Consider the following 20,666-nt stretch of genomic DNA (forward strand, 5'->3'; position numbering starts at 1 on the left):
CCTGCCCGCTCCTCCCGCGCCTGCGGGAGGAGCATTTCTTAGCGACTCCCCGCCCCGCTCACCCGCGTCACCGCCGCATTTTGCCGATTTTCCCACAGCACGGTCAGCCCACGCTGCAGCGCGATAAAGATAAACAGCAAAATGCCGATGGCGATTTTCGTCCACCATGAGCTGAGGGTGCCGTCGAAGTTGATGTAGGTCTGAATCAGCCCCTGGATCGCCACCCCGAATAGCGTTCCCAGCACGGTACCGACGCCACCGCTGAGCAGCGTACCGCCGATCACCACCGAGGCAATCGCATCCAGCTCGACGCCGACGCCCGCCAGCGCATAGCCCGCCTGGGTATAAATGGAAAAGACGATCCCGGCCAGCGTCGCCAGTCCGGTGGAGAGCATATAGATACGGATCGTGGCGCTGCGAGTCGAAATCCCCATCAGATTCGCCGACATGGCGTTGCCGCCGATGGCATACACCTGGTTGCCAAAGCGGGTGCGATGGGCGACAAAAATACCGGCCACCACCACCAGCAGCATCAGCAGTCCCATGGCGCTGAGACGACCGCCGCCGGGAATGGTCCATGCCAGCCCGGACAGGGTGTCGTACACTGGGTGGTTAATCGGAATCGACTCCTCTGACACCAGATAGCTCACGCCGCGCAGGAAGAACATGCCGGCGAGGGTGATGATAAAGGCCGGGATCTTCAGGGCGTCAATCAGCAGCCCCATAAACGCGCCGAAGGCGCAGCCCATCACCAGCACCAGCGGAAAGGCCACCAGCGGCGAGATTCCCCAAAAGCCAATTGCTTTGGCGAGGAAGACGCCGGTAAAGGCGATCACCGACCCCACCGACAGATCGATCCCGCCGGAGAGGATCACAAAGGTCATGCCCACGGCGATGATCCCGAGGAAGGCATTATCCGTCAGGATATTGCAGATCACCCGCGTTGAGGCAAAACCGGGGAACTGGGTCAGGCAGTAGAGGTAGCCCAGCACAAACACCGCAAGGGTGATCATCAATGGTAAATTACGTTTTATCATGGCCGCGTACCCCTTTCAGTAAACCGATAAAGCGCGGCGACTGGACAATCAGTACGCACAGCACCACCACCGCTTTCACCACCTGGTTGAGCTCCGGCGGGAAGCCGGAGAGCAAAATCCCGGTGTTCATTCCCTGGATAATCAGCGCCCCCACCACCGAGAGCAGCAGGTTAAAGCGCCCGCCCATCAGCGAGGCGCCGCCGATGACCACCGCCAGAATGGCGTCCAGCTCAAGCCATAGCCCGGCGTTATTGGCATCCGCGCCGCGGATGTCCGCCGCCACGATGATCCCGGCGATCGCCGCGCAGACGCCGCTCAGGACATAGGCCAGCATCACCACGATGCGGGTATTGACGCCGGCGTTTTTCGCCGCGCGGATGTTGATCCCTACCGCCTCAATAAACATGCCCAGCGCCGTTTTACGGGTAAACAGCCAGAACAGCAGCAGCGTAGCGGCGGCGACGATCACCGGCGTCGGAAACAGCAGAAACGATCCGCTGCCGAGCCACGCCAGGGCCGGGGAATCAAAGGTGACGATCTGCCCGGCGGTGATCAACTGCGCCACCCCGCGCCCGGCCACCATCAGGATCAGCGTCGCCACAAAGGGCTGGATCTTAAGGACCGCCACGAGGATGCCGTTCCACAATCCGGCCAGCGCGCCCGCGGCCAGCGCGGCCAACAGCACCACCGGCAGGCTGTGCCCGGCGACGGTCATCGAGGCGGCCGTCGCGCCGGCAATCGCCATCACCGCCCCTACCGACAGGTCGATGCCGCCGGTGGCGATCACCAGCGTCATGCCAATCGCCAGCAGCGCCACCGGCGCGGCGCGGTTGAGAATATCGATCGGGCTGCCAAACAGGCGGCCATCCTGGAGCACCACCTGATAAAAATGGGGCGCCACCAGGCTGTCTACCAGCAGAACCAGCAGCAGGGCAATAATCTGCGGGGTGCCCTTCGGCCAGGTGAAGCGTCGCTTCTCCGGGCCGGTTTGCGAAAGAGATCGAGGCATCATGGGTTACTCCTTATGCCGCAATAGCGTTCATGATCGCCGGAACAGAGAGCTCGGCGAGCGGGATCTCCGCTACCTGTCGGCGATCGCGCAGGATAATGACCCGATCGGCGTAACCCACCAGCTCCTCCAGTTCAGAAGAGATAACCAGCAGCGCCAGGCCATCGGCGCAGAGGGTTTCAATCAGGCGAATAATTTCCGCATGGGCGCCGACGTCGATGCCGCGGGTCGGCTCATCGAGGATCAGGAACTGCGGTTTGGTCAGCAGCCAGCGGGAGAGCAGCACCTTCTGCTGGTTGCCGCCGGAGAGAAACTCGATCGGCTGCTCGGCGCTCGGAGTACGGATCCCCAACTGGCGAATAAAGCGCTCGGCGATCTCATTCTGCTCCCGGCGGGGGATCGGCCGCAGCCAGCCGCGCTGCGCCTGCAGGGCCAGAACGATATTTTCCCGCACCGAAGCGGCGGCGATAATGCCGTCGGTTTTGCGATCTTCAGGACAGAAGCCGATCCCGAGGCAGGAAGCCTGATGCGGGGAGCGCAGGGTCTGAGGTTTGCCTTTGATCCACGCCTTCCCGCTGTCCGCCGTTTTAATGCCGAAGATCACCTCGGCGGTTTCCGTGCGTCCGGAACCCAGCAGGCCGGCGAGGCCTACAATTTCTCCCGGGCGGACCTGCAGGTCGAACGGGGCGATGGTTCCTTTTTTACCGTAGCCTTCAAACGCCGCTACCGGTTTATCGCTCAGCAGGGTACGGCCCGCCCGCTGCAGGGCATTGTGGTCCAGTTCGCGACCCAGCATCATTTTCACCAGCTCAATCTGCGGCAGCTCGCGGGTCTCACGGCAGCCCACAAATGTGCCGTTACGCAACACGGTGATGCGGTCGCTGACCGCATAGACCTGGTCGAGAAAATGGGTGACGAAGATCAGGCTGACGCCGTTATCCCTGAGCTGGCGCATCAGGGTGAACAGCATCTCCACCTCCTGGGTATCGAGGCTGGCGGTGGGCTCGTCGAGGATCAGCACCTTGGCCGACAGGTCGATGGCCCGACAGATAGCGACGATCTGCTGCATCGCCACCGAAAAGCGGTTCAGCGGCTCGCGCACGTCGAGGGAAAAGCCGTAGGAGGCCATCAGCGCCGTCGCCCTGGCCTCCATCTCTTTACGTCGCAGCAGACCAAACCGCCGCGGCTCACGGCCGATGAACAGGTTATCCGCCACCGACATATTAGGCAGCAGGTTCACTTCCTGGTAGACGGTGCCGATCCCCAGCTGCTGGGCATGGGCGGTATTTTTGGGCGTAATAGCCTGGCCTTCCAGCCAGATAGTGCCGCGATCGGCATGGTAAACGCCGGTGAGCGCTTTGATCAGCGTCGATTTTCCGGCGCCGTTTTCGCCCAACAGGGCCATGATTTCGCCGCGCCGCAGGCTAAAGTTGACGTTATCCAGCGCCTTAACGCCGGGGAAGAATTTACTAAGTCCTTCGGTGCGAAGGATCTCCTGGTGTGCCTCGGCGCTCATAATCGATGTCACCTTCAAATGATGTCAGGTTACCCCGGGTCGCGCTGGGCTTCCCGGGGTTTCTGGAACGCTGCTTTTTACCCTCTCCCACCGGGGAGAGGGATGGAATGAGGGCCTCCCCACTCAGTAGCCCATATTTTTCTTCTTCTCTAACTCTTCTTTCGCCGTATCCGGCAGATACAGCGTCGATTTGGTAATGGTCAGCTTCTCCGGCAGGGTGCCGTCTTTTTTGTATTTCTCCAGCGCATCGAACGCCGGGCCGGCCATATTTGGCGTCAGCTCGACGCTGGCGTTGGCTTCTCCGGCGATCATCGCTTTATAGATATCCGGCACGCCGTCGATGGAGCCGGTCAGAATATCTTTGCCCGGCTTCAGACCAGCTTCTTTAATGGCCTGGATGGCGCCGATGGCCATATCGTCGTTATGAGCGAACACCATGCAGATGTTTTTGCCGTTATTCTCAGCTTTGATAAAGCTCTCCATGACCTCTTTCCCTTTACTGCGGGTGAAGTCGCCGGACTGGGAGCGGATAATTTTGATATTCGACGCTTTGGCAATCGCGTCGGCGAAGCCTTTCTTACGATCGATGGCCACGCTGGCCCCAACGGTGCCCTGCAGTTCAACGACGTTACACGGCTTACCGTCGACGGTTTTCACCAGCCAGTCGCCAATCAGCTGGCCTTCCAGCACGTTGTTGGCGGTCACGGTGGTCATGTAGAGATCTTTATCTTTAACATCAATGGAACGGTCGAGGAGGAAAACCGGGATCTTGGCCTCTTTCGCCTCTTTCAGCACCGGTTCCCAGCCGGTGGCCACCACCGGCGCAATGAAGATCGCGTCGACCCCTTGAGCAATAAAGGAACGCACTGCTTTGATCTGGTTTTCCTGTTTTTGCTGACCATCAGCGATCTTCAGGGTGATACCGCGCTTGGCGGCCTCCTCTTTCGCGACGCTGGTTTCCGCCGCACGCCAGCCGGATTCAGAACCGACCTGCGAAAAACCTACGGTTAGCGGGGCAGCTATCGCCATAGACGACATAGCTGCGGAAACTGCTGTGACAAGAAGTAAGCGCTTCCACATAAGGGTATCCTCGTAGGGTTATTGTTGGTTAAAATCTCACCTGCGGACAAACTATAGACAATCGGTGATGTAACTGAATGCGTTACATCACACTTCAAAAAAGTAAATGAGATGTTAATGATGGCCCTACTGCCCAGCGGAGAGCCGATAAGGCTTCGCAGGGAGCGCGGCTGTTGCGGTTTATGACGTTTTTTTAAGCAGTATGATAAATCAATCACATGCAATGAAAACGGTTACATAAATTTATTCATGATGTGGCTATGTTTATGGATTTTCATGTCATTATTACGCGAAAAATTCGGAGCACTCTGCGGCGATATCGGGAAAAAGAAGCGAAGACTTTCGATGTGAGTTGGCTATAATACCGAGCACTTGTTTGCCATACATTTTAAAGGAAACAGACATGAGCTTACTCAACGTACCTGCGGGCAAAGATCTGCCGGAAGACATCTACGTCGTGATCGAAATCCCGGCGAACGCAGATCCTATCAAATACGAAATCGACAAAGAGAGCGGTGCACTGTTCGTTGACCGTTTCATGTCCACGGCAATGTTCTATCCGTGCAACTACGGCTACATCAACCACACCCTGTCCCTGGACGGCGACCCGGTTGACGTGCTGGTCCCGACTCCGTACCCGCTGCAGCCGGGCTCCGTGATCCGCTGCCGTCCGGTTGGCGTTCTGAAGATGACCGACGAATCTGGTGAAGATGCGAAACTGGTTGCCGTACCGCACACCAAGCTGAGCAAAGAATACGATCACATCAACGATGTGAACGACCTGCCGGAACTGCTGAAAGCCCAGATCACTCATTTCTTTGAGCACTACAAAGATCTGGAAAAAGGCAAGTGGGTTAAAGTCGACGGTTGGGACAACGCGGAAGCGGCGAAAGCCGAAATCGTTGCCTCTTTCGAGCGCGCTAAGCAGAAGTAATTCTGTCTCAGGCAGGGTCATCCCCTGCCTGATTGCGGCACGGATAGCCGCGATAACACCATGGAGGGTGTCCCGTGAAAAGCGTTCGCTATTTCACCCTTAACTTTTCTGGCTTCACGACCGCCGCCTGTGAAAAACAGGGGTATCTGCGTCTTATCGCCGGCGACCATGTCTTTTATACCGATAAACGCTATTTTAACGACCCCTCGCTTTTTGACCGCCTGACGATCAATCAGCCTCTGCACCTTGGCGTCCGCCGCCTGGACAACGGCAGTTACTGGATCCACTGGCTCAGCGATGGCGAAACGCTCCTTGAGCCCAGTCAACGGGTAAAGCGCTGGGCCCGGCCGCTGCTGAGTATCAGCCTGCTGACGCTCATCGTCGCTCTTATCCCGCTCATGATGAGCACCTCAGAATGGGGAAGGTTCGGCTTCGGCATTATCGCGATACTGGCCTTCATCGCGTTGTTAACCGGCCTCTGCGAGCTACTGTTCCACCGGGCGCTAAAAATGCACCCCGCCATGCGCGATCTGTTGGCGAAGATGGCGCAGGCCCGCCGCCGCGACTTTTCCTTTTGCCAGCCGCTACCGACTACGGCGCAAACCCTCCGCCAGTCGGCGAAGCCTTTTACGCAAGCCCTGCCGGAACGCTATGCCGTCCGGACGGGAAAAATTAGCAATATCATTTTTAAGAAGTGGTTCGCGGGGAACCCAACGCGGGAATACCATGGCGTTGGGATACAATGCGACACGGCGCCGCTGGCCTTCTTCTGGCAGAACGGCTTCGCCAACTTCGGTCTGCATCCCTTTTTTTACCGCCGTCAACCGCCCTTTCTCGCTATCGGCGATCGGATAGTCGTCGTCTACCAACGGAAAGATAACGACGTCCAGGCGTTATACAACGTCAGCGACGGGTGCGCTTTTCTGAAAAATCATCCCTGTTATCCCGGTGACCGGCAAATGTCGCTAGTCTATAACCTGTTTTATGGCATGGTGCTGGTGATGTACCTCCTCATACTCGGCATGTCGCTAAATAACCCATACAAACCAGCCAGGGGATTTGGGTGGTTAATTCAGGATTCACTGGACATGCTGTCCCTATTATTACTCAGTTTCGGCGGGATCCTGGCGGTACTGGAGCTGATTGGCCCGACGGCCTGGTTATTGTCACACCGGGTGGCTGACTGGATGAAGATGCGCTCGGCGATGCGGCACTACCTGCAGGGAGCGGCCCGCCATACCGCGCTCGAGGAGATCATGTAATGTTCAGCACCCCAACACGACGATTATTATTCCTCGCGCTGACGACGCTGGCTTCCGCGATGTGGCTGGCGAAGGATCATCTCCCGCTCTGGTAAGGAGTGGGTCGGCAACGCGTGATACGTAAAACACCATCATTTCATCAAGGAAGGAACCTTGTGAAACAGACCCATTATTTCACCGTGAATTTTACCGGCTTCACCACTGCCGCCTCGGAAGAGCAAAGCTATTTACGCCTCATTGCAGGCGAGCATGCCTTTTATACCGATAAACGCCATTTTAAAGACCCCTCGCTTTTTGACCGTCTGAGGCTCGGCCAGCCGCTACATATCGGCACTTGCCGCCTAAAGGATGGCAGTTACTGGATCCACTGGTTAAGCGATGGCCACATTTTGCTCGAACCTTCCCGGCAGCCGCTGAGTATTAAAAAGCTTCTTCGACCTGTCGGCTTGGTCTTTTTTGTTTGCTTGATCATTCTCGCTTGTGCTCCATGGTTGGATATTTTTTTATTATTATGTTTTATCACAATGTTGGTGAATCCCTTCGGCATCTTCTCTTTTTGCTCTTGCAATTTCTCACTCAGGTTACGTGTTCTCAATGCGAAAATGCAGCGAACGAAGCAAGGCGATATTTCATTCTGTCAGCGTCTGGAAATTCTACCCGCTACTTCTGAAAGGCATCCACCATCGGCCAACAACGAGATAGCGCTGCCAAAAGAATTTGCGCTTGAAGAAGGCGTGATTCTGAATAGTTATTATCAAATATGGTTCGCTACGAGGGTAAGGCCTTATTTTATCAAAGAAGGCGCCTGTTTTCAGCTGGCGACTCGTCACTCGTTTTTTTCAGCGCGCTTGACCTGGCTGAGCGATGCCCTGAATAATCGTTGTCGCCCGCCATTTCTTGCCGATGGGGACTGGGTTATCGCCGCACGCCGGCATGGATACGATGATCTTCAGGCGTTATACAATGTCAGTGATGGCAGTGTTTATTTAAAAAATAGCCCCTTTCATCCCGGCAATCAGCAGATGGCATCAATTTATAAAATCGCGTACGGCCTCGTACTCATAGTGATGTTTTTTACGCTCACCATCAAACTGCACGACCCCATGCTTAATCTGGGCAGTTGGCCATTTTATCGTGAAATGCTTACCAGGCTGACAGGCACCCTGCTCCCGATTAACCTGCTGTTAATAGTGATGGAGTTTGTCCGTATGATTGCCCATCCCCTGTCACGTCGGGTGGCCGGTAGAGTGAAGGTACATCAGGCCATATTACGTTATGCCAGACGTCAGGGCGCCAGAATGACGCCATGGGAACTGAAGTAATAAAAAACAACGCCACCCGAAGGTGGCGCTGTCGTGGTTAATACTGGTCGCGATCCAACCAGTTGCCGTTCGCTATCAACGTACAACCCTCAACGGAACGTTGATAGACATACATCCATGCGCTGCCGTAAGGCGTCTGAATCAGGTGGCGCGCATACTCGCCCCCCTTGGTGCGCAGCGCATCCAGTTCGGCCAGCGTCGATGCATCAATACGATAAACTTCACCATGTACTGTGCCTTCGCCGGGCACCGCGCCTGGATAGTGGCCCAGGCTGTACAGCTGATAATCGTCGACACTATGAGCGCCCAGCCACTGGGCGTTGGTCATCCAGTGGCTGTTGCCTTGTTTGCGTCGTAAACTGCCGTAAACAAATATTCGCATTGCTAAAACTCAAACTGATAGAGCAAATCGAGCGCCTGGTCGATGCCAGACACCGCTTCCACATATAGCTTAGGCATCAGGCGATAACGTAAAGTCAGCGTCGCCAGGGAATCGAAGATACCGACCCCGTATTTTACCTGCAGACCCGGCAGTACATAGCCGCTGACCACCACCTGGGAAGAATCGCCTACCCCTTCGGTGTCCAACGCCAAGTTGCTTACGCCAAACGTCTCGCCGATTTTACCCACAACCTGACCACTTTGTGCAACCCCCATACCAATAAGCATTGAGGTCATCGCGGCGCTATCGCTCTGACCACTACTCAAACCCTGGCCGCGCAGCAGATAAGACAGCGCTTCCTGCTGGGACATAACCGGATCAGAGAAGATCTCCGCTTTCGGCTGATCGGCGGAGCCGGTGACGCGAACGCCGGCGATCACATCGTCTTCGGTGGCATCCGGGTTACGAATCGCTTCGATATTCAGCAACGGCTGATCCGGCGGACCGGAGAACAGCAGCTCCCCTTTGCGGACAATCAAGTCCTGACCATAGGCGTGGAAACGGCCGTCCGGAATATTAATCTGCCCGTTGAGGCCCAGCCCCTGCTTGTCCTGCGCCACTTTCAAATCACCGGTCAGACGCGCTTTCAGGCCGAAGGCTTCCAGACGAACGTTGTTGCCGACGTGAATGGTCAGGTTGCTGTTGATCGGGATGCTGGCGCTCTGCTGCTTAATCGGCTTGAGGTTTTTATCCAGCATCACTTCATCAGAGGAGACGCCGACCGCGCTCTCCGGCACCTCGTTGACCACGATCCGCGCCCAGGGCACATCCACTTTGCCGTCGAGATTGAACAGGCTTGGCGTGGCGGTAAACACCACATCCGGCGATACATCGAGACGCACCATCGGCGGCACCGTGATCCGCACCCGGCTGCCTTTCGCCGCAATTTGCGCCCGCCAGTTATCGATCTGCGTCCAGTCGGCGTTACCGCTGAGGGCGATTTGCCCCTGGCGGGTGTTCACCGTCCCCTGCAGGGTCGAGCGCGTGCCGTTGAAGTTCATCGCCAGCTGGCTCGGCTGCATATCAAACGGCATAAAATTGCCGTCGATATCCACCCCGCTCAGCTGCATCTGGCCGAACAGCTGCGGACTTTTCACATTGCCGCCCAGACGCAGACGGGCGTTGAGCCTTCCCTCTGCCTTTTCACCACGAGCGAAAATCGGGTTGATCATCGCCAGCGAGAAGTTGCTGATATTGACATTGCCGCCGAGATTACGCCGCCCCTGCGGGTCGGTAACCTGCACTTGCCCATCCAGTTGACCATTGTTGGTCAGGCGGATAAGCCAGCCCAGCTCGGCGCGATTGTTGTGCAGGTCGGCGCTGAGGTTCAGCGTATCGAACGCCACCGGCAACGGCGCGTCGTTGACGACCTGGGTCACCTTGACGTTGCGCCCGCTGAGGGTCACTTTGCCCTGCGGCAGTCCCTCTTTGGTGGTGTCCCAGCTCACATCGGCATTACCGGTAAACACGCCGCTGGCCTGGGTCGCCTCCGGCATAAACGGCTTGAGCATCGCCAGATCGAAGCGGTTGAGATTCACCCGCGCCCGTCCGCTGGCGCCCGCGTCAATGGTTTCAGGCACGCAGAGCTCGGCGTTCGGGTTGGTCCAGCAGTGTGGCCCGATGCTGATTTTCTGCTCCAGATTGCGATAGTCCAGCGCAATGCTGCGCGTCAGCGCTACCGGCCCCACCGGCGTCTGGAAGCGGGTATCGCTCAGCGAGCCCTTCCAGCGTTCGGCCTGACGATCGAAGCTGCCTGCCAGCGTCAGCTGGCCGGAAACCGGATCGCCCTGCACGCGTAGCCGCAGCTCATGCTGTTTCTCTGTACCTTTGGCATTGAGCTGCACCAGGCTGATATTGACCCCCGGCTGGCTGATGCGATCCACCCGCACGTCCAGGTTACCGCCAATCTGATCGGTGGATTTCACATCCCCTTTGACGTTGACCTGGGCGATGGTCAGCTCCTGCCAGCGCAGCGCCCGGGCGGTGATGTCGGCCAGCAGCTGCGGCGCATCGACAGTGCCGCGCACTTTTACCAAGCCCTTCGCCGTCCCGCCGAGCCCCGGCAGCGCATTATCCAGGTGCGGCGCATCGATGGTGGCGTCGAGATTAAGATCCTTCACCCCCAGCTCGCCTTTGATATCAGCGCTGTTCGGGCCTAACGCCAGATGCAGTCCCGGGATTTTCCACTGCAGATAGCTGTTACCCTGCAGCGAGCCCGCCACATCCACTTTGTTCTGCTTCACGTTGCCGGTAATTTTCAGCTCCGGCACCGACATCTGCCAGCTGCCGCCGTACAGGCTGCCCTGGGTCTTGATCCGGCCGTTAAGCTTCGACGGCCAGTCCGGCACCTCTTTGGCGGTGTTGATGCCGTCGAGGGTCAGCTCGCCGCGCCAGCTGATCGCCTGCTGCCAGTCGAGCAGCGCCTTCAGCTCGGTTTTCCCTTCCAGGGCGTTGACCGTCAGCTTGTCGAGATTGATCTGCCGTTCATTGCCTTTGGCGTTGAGGGCGATTTTCGCCGGCGGCAGCGATTGACCTTTCACCGCGGTGGAGAAGGCCAGCGCATAGTCGGTCATTTTGCCGCTGAACTTCAGCTGGACATCGTCGGCCTGGAACTGCTTCTCGCCGCTGAACGGCCAGGCGAGCTGCTTACTCTTCAGCTCCATATTGAGCGGCAGCCCGGCCTCCGCCAGCTGCGCATCCGCGCGCAGCGTGGCCGCGACCGGCCCGCTTAAGTCCACTCCGACTTTGAGCGTTTTACGCACTTCGCCGCCCACCTTCAGCTGCACCTTCTCCCCTTTCATCGGGTCGACGTTCAGGGTTCCGGCGAGGGTAATGTCCACCGGCCAGTTATCCTGCAGCTGCGCGCTGCCCGAGGCGCTGACCTTGCCCTGATCGGAGTCGATATCAAGGGCGTCGAGCTTCATCTGGCCGTCAATACTGCTGACTTTCAGCAGCAGGTTATACACGGTGATATCGGTATCGCCGGTCAGGCGCAGCTGCTCGCCGCGGAACGCCTGAATATTGAGGTTCAGCGGCAGATGGACATCGGTCATCGCCGGCAGCACCGGCTGCGAGAAGAGGTCGGTCATCGTCTCGCCGAGCGGTTTTTCCTGCGGCTGCGGGTTGTCAATTTTCGGCTCAACCACCTGCTCCTGCGCCACTTTCGCCACCTTAGGCAGGGCGATCAGCAGCCCCTGCAGCGAGGTCGGCGTCAGGGTCAGATTTTTCTCCTGCCAGTCCAGGCCGGTGGAAAAATCGCGTACGGAGACCGCGGTATCATCGATTTTAACGTTGACGTTATGCAGCGCGACGCGGCTGAGGGTGATCGGATAAGGAGTGGAGAGATTCAGCGGCCCGCTGTCCTCTTCCTCGACCGGCGCTGAGGGCGGCATCTTCTTGGTATCGACGGCGACATAAATATCGCGCAGCGCGATGTCGTTTACGCACAGGCTGCTGTCCCACAGGCAGCGCAACCTGACGCTGAGGTGAAACTGACCGGCGGTGACCGCCACCCCGGGCTGTTCGTAGCGAACATTATCGAGGGTTAAATCACGCCAGCCACCGGTCACTTTGCCGATTTCCAGCCCCGGTACCCAGCGATCCGCCGCCTTGAACACCAGATGCAAGCCGGTGGTGGTCCCCACCAGGAACCCGACGGTTCCCAGCAGGAGCACCAACACGATTAAGACGCCGAGGCTTATCTTCTTCCATAAACTCATAATTCAGGCCCCAGACCGATGTAAAACTGTAAACCATGCTCTTCTTTGTCGCCGATCGGCCGGGCGATATCCAGCTTGATCGGCCCCACCGGCGACTGCCAGCGCACGCCCACCCCGGCGCCGGTTTTGAAATCGCTCTCGCGAATATCGCTGACCGCTTCGCCGCTATCTACAAACACGGCGCCCCACCATTTACCACTGACGTTGTACTGATACTCCAGCGAGCCGGTCGCCAGCTTCGAGGCCCCGATCAGCTTGCCGTCATCGTCCTTCGGCGAGATAGATTTGTATTTATAGCCGCGAATACTGCGATCGCCCCCGGCGAAAAAACGCAGATCTGGCGGCACCTTGTCAAAGTTGTCCGCTTCGATCCAGCCAAGGTTGCCGCGCACCACAAAGCGGTGGCGGTCATAGAGGGTACGGATCCAGACGTCCTGGGCCTGCATCACGATGAAGTTGATGTCCGAGCCCCACATGGTGTTGGAGTAGTCCACCGAGTAGCGCTGGGAATCGCCCCAGGTAGGCATCAGGCCGCCGCGGGAGCGAGTGCGGTTCACCGAGACCCCAGGATAAATCAGCATGGTGGTGTTGGTGACGTTCGCCTGGGTAAAGTGATCCAGGCTCCAGCGCAGGTTAATCGCTCGCTGCCAGCCGCTCGACATCTCCCAGAAACGCGAGACCCCCAGGGTGGTAGAGTCGGCCTGGGTATCATTGAGGTCGGTACGCTTAAAACCGCCCTGCATCAGATAATACTGTTCGAGGGGGCTCTTCAGCAGTGGGACTTTATAGGTAAAGTCGAACTGCTGCTCCGGGGCGGAGAGGCTGACGCTGGAGGTCAGGCTGTGGCCATACGAGTTGACCCATGGTTTTTTCCACGTGGCTTTCACTCGCGGACCGACGTCTGTGGAATAGCCGACCCCGGTTTCCACGGTGTTCTCTTTGCGAGGCGAGACAACGCCCTGCAGAGGCAGCACCTTGGTTTTCCGCGACTTAGCAAAATCAGGCGCCACCACCACCGAACTGAACCAGCCGGTCGCCGCCAGGCGGCGGTTTAGCTCGGCCAGGTCCTGTGAGGTGTAGTAGTCGCCCTCTTTAAACGGCACGAGGTTTTGCAGGTATTCATCGCGGATTTGCGAGCCAGAGAAAGTGACGTGGCCAAAGCGATAGCGTTCGCCGCTGTCGTAATCGATATCCCAGAACGCCTGATGACGGTCGAGGGAGACCCCGAGCTGGCTCTTAAGAAACTCGCTGTCAAAGTAGCCTTTGCGCAGGGCGACGCGGGTCAGCGAGCTCTTGAAGCCGTCGTAATCCCCGTGGTTGAGCACCGTCCCGATGGCCGGGCGCGTTTTCAGCAGCGCCAGGTAGTCGCTATCGGTGCGGGCGCCGCCGCGCAGAATCACCTCGGTTCCGCCAATGCGCACCGGTTCTCCCGGGGTCACTTTGGCGATCAGCACCTGACGTCCCCTTTTCGGCGGCGGACGCAAATCAAATTCAATCGTCGGCTCGTAATAACCCAGCGCTTTCAGACCTTCGCGAATGGCGTCATCGACGCGCGCGCGAAAGCGACGATCCGGCGTGACTTCATCGCTCTGGATGGTGGAAAGCTGGGCGCGAACGTTTTTCTCCAGCTCCCCGGATAATCCCTCAACCTGCAAACGCACATTCGCTGCGCTGGCGACCCCGCTGACCAGCAAAAGGCTGGTGACACATAACTGGCGGATTTTTAGCACATTTTCTCCTGAATATCCCTGTTTCCTCTACAGGAAACACTGGCGCCGCTCCACGGCTTAACAAAACCCTAACAACATAGGGTTGAAAAAGTGGCAATAACCCAAATAATTCTTATGTATTAATCTAGACGTATTACGCGTATTTATTGTGTTAAAAGACACGCTTCGTTACAACCTTAACGACGATTTCTGTATTGAGAGGCCAACCGTGAGTCTATTTGATAAAACGCATCTTGTCGCCCAGGCGGATGCGCTGCCTGGACGCAATACCCCCATGCCAGTGGCGACGCTCCACGCAGTTAACGGCCACTCGATGACCAACGTCCCGGCGGGGATGGAAGTGGCGCTGTTCGCCATGGGCTGCTTCTGGGGAGTTGAGCGCCTGTTCTGGCAATTGCCGGGGGTTTACAGCACCGCCGCAGGTTACACTGGCGGCTATACGCCCAATCCGACCTATCGCGAAGTATGCAGCGGCCAGACCGGTCACGCGGAAGCGGTACGCGTGGTTTATGATCCGCAGGTGATTAGCTATGAGCAGTTATTGCAGGTGTTCTGGGAAAATCACGACCCGGCGCAGGGTATGCGGCAGGGTAACGACCACGGCACCCAGTACCGCTCGGCGATTTACCCGCTGACCCCGGAACAGACGGAGGCGGCAAAGGCCAGCCTCGCCCGCTTCCAGGCGGCGATGAACGACGCGCACGATACCCGTCACATCACCACCGAGATCGCCACCGCCAAACCGTTCTACTATGCCGAGGACGATCACCAGCAGTATCTGTATAAAAACCCGCACGGCTATTGCGGCATCGGCGGCATTGGCGTCTGCCTGCCGCCTCAAGCGTAATTCTGATTTCCGCCTCAACAGCGAGGCGGTCAATGAACGCTCTGGCGGCTTTACATTCCCTTACGCTATACTAGCCAGTGTGACAGCCGGTCCAGCGCCTTCGGACCGGTTTTTTATGTATTCCACATTTGAGTTATCAACTTCCCTTCCGAGGATCTGGCCTCAACGGTCAGAAAAGATATGTTAAACAGTATTTTAGTAATACTCTGTCTGATAGCCGTCAGTGCGTTTTTTTCGATATCGGAAATTTCACTGGCCGCCTCACGTAAAATCAAACTGAAACTGCTGGCCGATGAAGGCAACGTCAATGCACAGCGGGTGCTGAAGATGCAGGAGAACCCGGGCACCTTCTTTACCGTCGTGCAGATTGGCCTCAACGCCGTCGCCATTCTTGGCGGTATTGTGGGCGACGCGGCTTTCTCACCGGCGTTTCATAGCCTGCTCAGCGGGTATTTGTCGCCGGAGCTCTCCGAGCAGCTGAGCTTCATCATCTCTTTTACCCTGGTCACCAGCTTGTTCATCCTGTTTGCTGACCTGACTCCGAAACGCATCGGTATGATTGCGCCCGAAACTGTGGCCCTGCGCATCATCAACCCGATGCGCTTCTGCCTGTTAGTCTTCCGCCCGCTGGTGTGGTTGTTTAACGGCATGGCCAACATGATCTTCCGCATCTTCAAACTGCCGATGGTGCGGAAAGACGATATCACTTCCGATGATATCTATGCCGTGGTCGAGGCCGGCGCGCTGGCCGGGGTGCTGCGCAAGCAGGAGCATGAGCTAATTGAGAACGTGTTCGAGCTGGAGTCCCGCACCGTTCCTTCCTCCATGACCCCGCGTGAAAGCGTCATTTGGTTTGATTTGCACGAAGACGAGCAGAGCCTGAAGAATAAAGTGGCCGAACATCCGCACTCGAAGTTCCTCGTCTGTAATGAAGATATCGACCACATTATCGGTTACGTCGATTCAAAAGATCTGCTGAACCGCGTGCTGGCGAACCAGAGCCTGGTGCTGACCGGCGGCGTACAGATCCGCAACACGTTGATCGTGCCGGACACCCTGACCCTGTCGGAAGCGCTGGAAAGCTTCAAAACCGCCGGGGAAGACTTCGCGGTGATCATGAATGAATACGCGCTGGTGGTCGGGATCATCACTCTCAACGACGTAATGACCACCCTGATGGGCGACCTCGTCGGCCAGGGGCTGGAAGAGCAGATCGTCGCCCGCGATGAAAACTCGTGGCTGATCGATGGCGGTACGCCGATTGATGACGTGATGCGCGTGCTGGATATCGACGAGTTCCCGCAGTCCGGGAATTACGAGACCATCGGCGGCTTTATGATGTTTATGCTGCGTAAAATCCCCAAACGCACCGACGCGGTGAAGTTCTCCGGCTATAAGTTTGAGGTCGTGGATATCGATAACTACCGTATCGACCAGCTGCTGGTAACCCGCATCGATAACAAGCCAACGGTGCTGGTGCCGAAGCAGGCGGAAACGGCGGAAAGCCAGAACGCCTGAGCGTAATCTTTTCTCTCTCCTAAGGGCGGATGACCATCCGCCCTTTTTTTATGGCCCAAATGGTTATCCCACACTCCCACTTAACAAAATTGCTTTATCGGTGGGCTACAGCGATCCGGTCTATTTCACTCGCTTGTTTCGTAAACATAACGGCATCCCGCCGGGTGAATATCGCAAACGCTATGCGGAAATGAAGGGCTAAAAACATCAACGGCTCCCATCGGGAGCCGTCTTTTACCTACTACGTACTGCTACGTGCCAGGCTATGCCATCTCAGTTTGCAGACGCAACACCTGACGATTGACTTCGGACATCACTGACAGATGCAGCTTGTCCTTGACCTTCGGGATAAGGATTTTGCCCTTATCAAATTCAAATGCGCCAACGTCCTTGATGTACAACCGTCCACGAAACAGGATCTTCACGTACTTCGCCACTTGCAGCGGATTGTAGCGTTGGAAAATTTTCATTCTTCTCTCCTGCCAGGGTTACGCTCTTGTGGTGCCACAGTTAGCCCACGTCTTGGGAGCGCAAATTTTAATGCCCTAAAACTATAGTCCAGAATCTCAGAGGGACCCAGTATGTATAAGTTTATTTACCCTTTGATGACAATAATTCAGAATTTTCGTTTCAGACATACGATGAAGTAAGTATAAGTCGCCGTTTTACGACTAATTTGTGCGTCAACACGCAAACTGGCATCCTCATTGCGGGTAATCACCGTCAATCGCACTTATGATTAAACGAGACCAAGTGGTCGGATCACCTGCATAAAAATGATTAAGGATTGCGCATGACCCTACGTAGCATACTGGCCGCCTCGTTACTGCTTCTCCCGCTGCTGGCCACAGCGCATAACTTCGTCGACGGCCAGCGCGTGGCGCCCGTTGGCGTCGCGGATCGGGGAGAGCTTATTCTGGATAAGGATAAGTTTAGCTATAAAAACTGGAATAGCGCCCAGCTGGCGGGAAAAGTGCGCGTGGTCCAGCACATCGCCGGACGCTCGTCAGCAAAAGAGAAGAATGCCAACCTGATCGAGGCGATTAAAGCGGCGGGCTTCCCGCACGATCGCTATCAGACCACCACCATTGTAAACACTGACGACGCCATCCCGGGCACCGGGATGTTTGTACGCAACAGCATTGAAAGTAATAAAAAGCTCTTCCCATGGTCGCAATTTATCGTCGACAGCAATGGCCTGGTGCGGAAGGCCTGGCAGCTGGACGAGAAGAGCTCAGCGATCGTGGTGCTGGATAAGAACGGGCGTGTGCAGTGGGCTAAAGACGGCGCCCTCACCCAACAAGAGGTGCAGCAGGTGATCGACCTGCTGCATAAATTGCTTAATAAATAGAGACCCGGAAGCCGGGGTTGAGGAAGGATTCACGCGGCGTGTAGTCGAGGGTTTTCCCCTGCCAGTCGTGAACATGCGCCCCGGCGGCCACCGCGACCGCATGGCCGGCGGCGGTGTCCCAGGTGCTGGTCGGCCCGAAGCGCGGATAGAGCTGGGCCTGACCTTCCGCCACCAGGCAGAATTTCAGCGACGAACCGATTGAGGTGGTCTGGTGTTCGCCCAGTTGCTCAAGGTACTCCTGCAGCTCCGGATCGTTGCTATGGGAGCGGCTAATCACCACCAGCGGCGGACGGGCATCGCGGACCTGGATCTGCTTGCGTACGCCGCACTCTTCTTTCCAGGCTTTGCCATTTTGCGCGCTGTACATCACCTTCATCACCGGCGCATAGACAACCCCCAGCGTCGGCTTGCCGTTTTCAATCAGCGCGATATTGACGGTGAATTCGCCGTTACGCTTAATAAACTCTTTGGTGCCGTCCAGCGGGTCGACCAGCCAGTAGCGCTGCCAGTGCTGGCGCACTTCCCACGCCGGCGGGTCCTCCTCGGAGAGGATCGGGGTATCCGGATCCAGCGCCTGCAGGCCGCTGACAATGACTTTATGCGCTGCGATATCCGCCGCCGTGACCGGAGAATCATCTTTCTTGCTGGCGACGTTGATCGGCTGGTTTCCATCGTAGACTTCCATGATGGCATCGCCCGCATTCCGTGCAAGCTGACATACTTGTTCTAACATTCTCCACCTCGTCTGGTTACAGTGGCGTTAACTCGTTGTTTTATTTATATCGCATCACCGCGAGTTCCGCTATCTGTGATAACGATGGCGGTTTCTCTGCCCGCTTTTCTGGCAAGATTCACATTTCTGTAAGCAACAGAATATAAATACATTTTCTTCTGTGCTATCGCTCATAAAAAAGGACGCCTCTGATGATTAAGTTTAGCGCAACGCTCCTGGCCACGCTGATCGCCGCCAGCGTCAACGCCGCGACGGTCGACCTGCGGATCATGGAAACCACCGATCTGCACAGCAATATGATGGACTTCGACTATTACAAAGATGCCGCCACGGAGAAATTCGGCCTGGTGCGTACCGCCAGCCTGATCGAACAGGCGCGGGCAGAAGTTAAAAACAGCGTGCTGGTGGATAACGGGGATGTGATCCAGGGGAGCCCGTTAGGCGACTATATGGCGGCAAAAGGGCTCAAAGAGGGCGATATACATCCGGTATATAAGGCGATGAACACCCTGAATTACGCCGTCGGCAATCTGGGCAACCATGAGTTCAATTACGGTCTCGACTTCCTGCACAAGGCGCTGGCCGGGGCGAAGTTCCCCTACGTGAACGCCAATATCATCGATGCCAAAACCGGCAAACCGATGTTTACGCCGTACCTGATCCAGAATACCCGGGTCGTGGACAGCGACGGTCAATCCCACACCCTGCGCATCGGCTATATCGGCTTTGTGCCGCCGCAGATCATGACCTGGGATAAAGCCAATCTTAACGGCAAGGTGACGGTCAATGACATTACCGAAACCGCGCGCAAATATATCCCGGAGATGCGGGCGAAAGGGGCTGATGTGGTGGTAGTGGTCGCTCACTCCGGCCTCTCCGCCGACCCGTATCAGGCGATGGCCGAGAATTCGGTTTACTACTTAAGCCAGGTGCCCGGCGTGGACGCCATTATGTTCGGCCATGCCCACGCGGTGTTCCCGGGTAAAGACTTCGCCAACATCAAAGGCGCGGATATCGCCAAAGGGACGCTGAACGGTGTACCGGCGGTGATGCCGGGAATGTGGGGCGATCATCTCGGGGTGGTCGATCTGGTGCTAAATAACGACAGCGGTAAATGGCAGGTAACTCAGAGTAAAGCGGAAGCGCGGCCAATCTATGACGCGGTGGCGAAGAAATCACTGGCGGCCGAAGATGGCAAGCTGGTGGCGGTGCTGAAAGCCGATCATGACGCCACTCGCGAATTCGTCAGCAAGCCGATCGGCAAGTCCGCCGACAACATGTACAGCTATCTGGCGCTGGTGCAGGACGACCCGACGGTGCAGGTGGTCAACATGGCGCAGAAAGCCTACGTAGAACACTATATTCAGGGCGACCCGGATCTGGCGAAGCTGCCGGTGCTCTCCGCCGCCGCGCCGTTTAAAGTCGGCGGGCGTAAAAACGATCCCGCGAGCTTTGTCGAAGTGGAGAAAGGCCAGCTCACCTTCCGCAATGCCGCCGACCTCTATCTCTACCCCAACACCCTGGTGGTGATGAAGGTCAGCGGGAAAGAGGTTAAGGAGTGGCTGGAATGCTCTGCCGGACAGTTTAACCAGATCGATCCCGCCAGCAGCAAGCCGCAGTCGCTGATCAACTGGGACGGCTTCCGCACCTACAACTTCGACGTCATTGACGGGGTGAACTACCAGATCGACGTCACTCAGCCGGCCCGCTACGACGGCGAATGCCAGATGATCCATCCGCAGGCAGAGCGTATTAAGCACCTGACCTTCAATGGAAAACCGGTTGATCCGCAGGCTACTTTCCTGGTCGCGACCAATAACTATCGCGCTTACGGCGGCAAATTCGCCGGCACCGGTGAGAGCCATATCGCCTTCGCCTCACCGGATGAAAACCGTTCGGTGCTGGCGGCATGGATTGGCGCGCAATCGAAGAAGGAAGGCGCGATCCATCCGGCGGCGGATAACAACTGGCGTCTGGCGCCGATCCACAGCAACACGCCGTTGGATATTCGTTTTGAGACCTCGCCTGGCGACAAAGCCGCGGCGTTTATCAAAGAGAAAGCGCAGTATCCAATGCGCCAGGTGGCCACCGATGATATCGGCTTCGCCATTTATCAGCTGGATTTGAGCAAGTAATGCCTGTTCCCCGGCGGCGCTGCGCTTACCG

At 57.0% G+C, this 20,666-nt stretch carries 16 protein-coding genes and 1 pseudogene; 8 read left to right on the top strand and 9 right to left on the bottom strand.

Features of this window, described 5'->3' with window-relative positions; translation table 11 throughout:
- Nucleotides 1-38 precede the first annotated feature (38 nt).
- The 4 genes from yjfF to ytfQ form a co-directional block, all read right to left on the bottom strand.
- Nucleotides 39-1,037, bottom strand: coding sequence for a galactofuranose ABC transporter, permease protein YjfF (gene yjfF, locus OHJ17_RS22880; protein WP_004178367.1), 999 nt, complete (start codon nt 1,035-1,037; stop codon nt 39-41).
- A complete protein-coding gene (gene ytfT / locus OHJ17_RS22885; RefSeq protein WP_004152011.1) occupies nt 1,024-2,049 on the bottom strand; it encodes a galactofuranose ABC transporter, ATP-binding protein YtfT in 1,026 nt (341 codons plus the stop codon). Before ytfT ends, yjfF begins: the two co-directional genes overlap by 14 nt.
- A gap of 10 nt (nt 2,050-2,059) precedes the next feature.
- Complete coding sequence (gene ytfR, locus OHJ17_RS22890) at nt 2,060-3,562, bottom strand: galactofuranose ABC transporter, ATP-binding protein YtfR (protein WP_023283154.1); 1,503 nt, start codon at nt 3,560-3,562, stop codon at nt 2,060-2,062.
- Between the two features lie 123 nt (nt 3,563-3,685).
- Nucleotides 3,686-4,642 (bottom strand): galactofuranose ABC transporter, galactofuranose-binding protein YtfQ, encoded by a 957-nt coding sequence (gene ytfQ, locus OHJ17_RS22895; protein WP_002886769.1) that lies wholly within the window; start codon nt 4,640-4,642, stop codon nt 3,686-3,688.
- 403 nt (nt 4,643-5,045) lie between these two features.
- Here ytfQ and ppa point away from each other — a divergent pair, with 403 nt between their 5' ends.
- The 3 genes from ppa to OHJ17_RS22910 all read left to right on the top strand — a co-directional run bounded on the left by ppa (nt 5,046) and on the right by OHJ17_RS22910 (nt 8,160).
- Nucleotides 5,046-5,576 (top strand): inorganic diphosphatase, encoded by a 531-nt coding sequence (ppa, locus tag OHJ17_RS22900; RefSeq protein ID WP_023283153.1) that lies wholly within the window; start codon nt 5,046-5,048, stop codon nt 5,574-5,576.
- A 74-nt stretch (nt 5,577-5,650) separates the two neighbouring features.
- Complete coding sequence (locus OHJ17_RS22905; RefSeq protein WP_023283152.1) at nt 5,651-6,838, top strand: hypothetical protein; 1,188 nt, start codon at nt 5,651-5,653, stop codon at nt 6,836-6,838.
- A gap of 155 nt (nt 6,839-6,993) precedes the next feature.
- Entirely contained in the window at nt 6,994-8,160 is a 1,167-nt protein-coding gene (locus OHJ17_RS22910; protein ID WP_002886725.1) for a hypothetical protein, read from the top strand.
- Nucleotides 8,161-8,197: 37 nt separating this feature from the next.
- On the opposite strand, the gene OHJ17_RS22915 is transcribed toward OHJ17_RS22910, so the two are convergent.
- The 3 genes from OHJ17_RS22915 to tamA are packed head-to-tail and all read right to left on the bottom strand — an operon-like array spanning nt 8,198 to nt 14,051.
- Nucleotides 8,198-8,542: a gamma-glutamylcyclotransferase family protein gene (locus OHJ17_RS22915; RefSeq protein WP_002886724.1), complete on the bottom strand. Its 345-nt coding sequence runs from the start codon at nt 8,540-8,542 to the stop codon at nt 8,198-8,200.
- 2 nt (nt 8,543-8,544) lie between these two features.
- Complete coding sequence (gene tamB / locus OHJ17_RS22920) at nt 8,545-12,321, bottom strand: autotransporter assembly complex protein TamB (RefSeq protein WP_016831386.1); 3,777 nt, start codon at nt 12,319-12,321, stop codon at nt 8,545-8,547.
- Nucleotides 12,318-14,051: an autotransporter assembly complex protein TamA gene (gene tamA / locus OHJ17_RS22925; RefSeq protein ID WP_002886722.1), complete on the bottom strand. Its 1,734-nt coding sequence runs from the start codon at nt 14,049-14,051 to the stop codon at nt 12,318-12,320. Before tamA ends, tamB begins: the two co-directional genes overlap by 4 nt.
- A gap of 208 nt (nt 14,052-14,259) precedes the next feature.
- On the opposite strand from tamA, the gene msrA reads away from it, so the two are divergent.
- The 3 genes and pseudogenes from msrA to OHJ17_RS22940 form a co-directional block, all read left to right on the top strand.
- Nucleotides 14,260-14,898 carry a peptide-methionine (S)-S-oxide reductase MsrA gene (msrA, locus tag OHJ17_RS22930; protein WP_002886721.1) on the top strand — a complete coding sequence of 213 codons (639 nt, stop codon included), beginning with the start codon at nt 14,260-14,262 and terminating at the stop codon, nt 14,896-14,898.
- Between the two features lie 180 nt (nt 14,899-15,078).
- The gene (locus tag OHJ17_RS22935; protein WP_002886718.1) at nt 15,079-16,416 is read left to right on the top strand and encodes a polyamine export protein PaeA; all 1,338 of its coding nucleotides are present in this window, start codon (nt 15,079-15,081) and stop codon (nt 16,414-16,416) included.
- 70 nt (nt 16,417-16,486) lie between these two features.
- Nucleotides 16,487-16,618, top strand: a pseudogene (locus OHJ17_RS22940) (helix-turn-helix domain-containing protein); the annotation flags it as partial.
- A 61-nt stretch (nt 16,619-16,679) separates the two neighbouring features.
- Here the strand turns inward: OHJ17_RS22940 and OHJ17_RS22945 are convergent.
- Nucleotides 16,680-16,886: a DUF1107 domain-containing protein gene (locus OHJ17_RS22945; protein WP_002886707.1), complete on the bottom strand. Its 207-nt coding sequence runs from the start codon at nt 16,884-16,886 to the stop codon at nt 16,680-16,682.
- Between the two features lie 323 nt (nt 16,887-17,209).
- Between OHJ17_RS22945 and OHJ17_RS22950 the strand changes: the two genes are divergently transcribed.
- On the top strand, nt 17,210-17,767 hold the full coding sequence (locus OHJ17_RS22950) for a YtfJ family protein (RefSeq protein WP_002886706.1): 558 nt from the start codon (nt 17,210-17,212) through the stop codon (nt 17,765-17,767).
- On the opposite strand, the gene cysQ is transcribed toward OHJ17_RS22950, so the two are convergent.
- Nucleotides 17,757-18,500: a 3'(2'),5'-bisphosphate nucleotidase CysQ gene (gene cysQ, locus OHJ17_RS22955; protein WP_004177677.1), complete on the bottom strand. Its 744-nt coding sequence runs from the start codon at nt 18,498-18,500 to the stop codon at nt 17,757-17,759. The genes OHJ17_RS22950 and cysQ overlap by 11 nt on opposite strands.
- Before the next feature lie 191 nt (nt 18,501-18,691).
- Between cysQ and cpdB the strand changes: the two genes are divergently transcribed.
- The gene (cpdB, locus tag OHJ17_RS22960; protein WP_032433778.1) at nt 18,692-20,635 is read left to right on the top strand and encodes a 2',3'-cyclic-nucleotide 2'-phosphodiesterase; all 1,944 of its coding nucleotides are present in this window, start codon (nt 18,692-18,694) and stop codon (nt 20,633-20,635) included.
- Nucleotides 20,636-20,666 lie beyond the last annotated feature (31 nt).

Source organism: Klebsiella sp. KP20-425-1 (assembly GCF_025813515.1).
GTDB lineage: Bacteria > Pseudomonadota > Gammaproteobacteria > Enterobacterales > Enterobacteriaceae > Klebsiella > Klebsiella pneumoniae.

Excerpts from the sequence above, each read along its gene's own strand:
- yjfF (WP_004178367.1), bottom strand. The coding sequence starts at position 1,037 with ATGATAAAACGTAATTTACCATTGATGATCACCCTTGCGGTGTTTGTG.
- ytfT (WP_004152011.1), bottom strand. The coding sequence starts at position 2,049 with ATGATGCCTCGATCTCTTTCGCAAACCGGCCCGGAGAAGCGACGCTTC.
- ytfR (WP_023283154.1), bottom strand. The coding sequence starts at position 3,562 with ATGAGCGCCGAGGCACACCAGGAGATCCTTCGCACCGAAGGACTTAGT.
- ytfQ (WP_002886769.1), bottom strand. The coding sequence starts at position 4,642 with ATGTGGAAGCGCTTACTTCTTGTCACAGCAGTTTCCGCAGCTATGTCG.
- ppa (WP_023283153.1), top strand. The coding sequence starts at position 5,046 with ATGAGCTTACTCAACGTACCTGCGGGCAAAGATCTGCCGGAAGACATC.
- OHJ17_RS22915 (WP_002886724.1), bottom strand. The coding sequence starts at position 8,542 with ATGCGAATATTTGTTTACGGCAGTTTACGACGCAAACAAGGCAACAGC.
- tamB (WP_016831386.1), bottom strand. The coding sequence starts at position 12,321 with ATGAGTTTATGGAAGAAGATAAGCCTCGGCGTCTTAATCGTGTTGGTG.
- OHJ17_RS22935 (WP_002886718.1), top strand. The coding sequence starts at position 15,079 with ATGTTAAACAGTATTTTAGTAATACTCTGTCTGATAGCCGTCAGTGCG.
- OHJ17_RS22945 (WP_002886707.1), bottom strand. The coding sequence starts at position 16,886 with ATGAAAATTTTCCAACGCTACAATCCGCTGCAAGTGGCGAAGTACGTG.
- OHJ17_RS22950 (WP_002886706.1), top strand. The coding sequence starts at position 17,210 with ATGACCCTACGTAGCATACTGGCCGCCTCGTTACTGCTTCTCCCGCTG.
- cysQ (WP_004177677.1), bottom strand. The coding sequence starts at position 18,500 with ATGTTAGAACAAGTATGTCAGCTTGCACGGAATGCGGGCGATGCCATC.
- cpdB (WP_032433778.1), top strand. The coding sequence starts at position 18,692 with ATGATTAAGTTTAGCGCAACGCTCCTGGCCACGCTGATCGCCGCCAGC.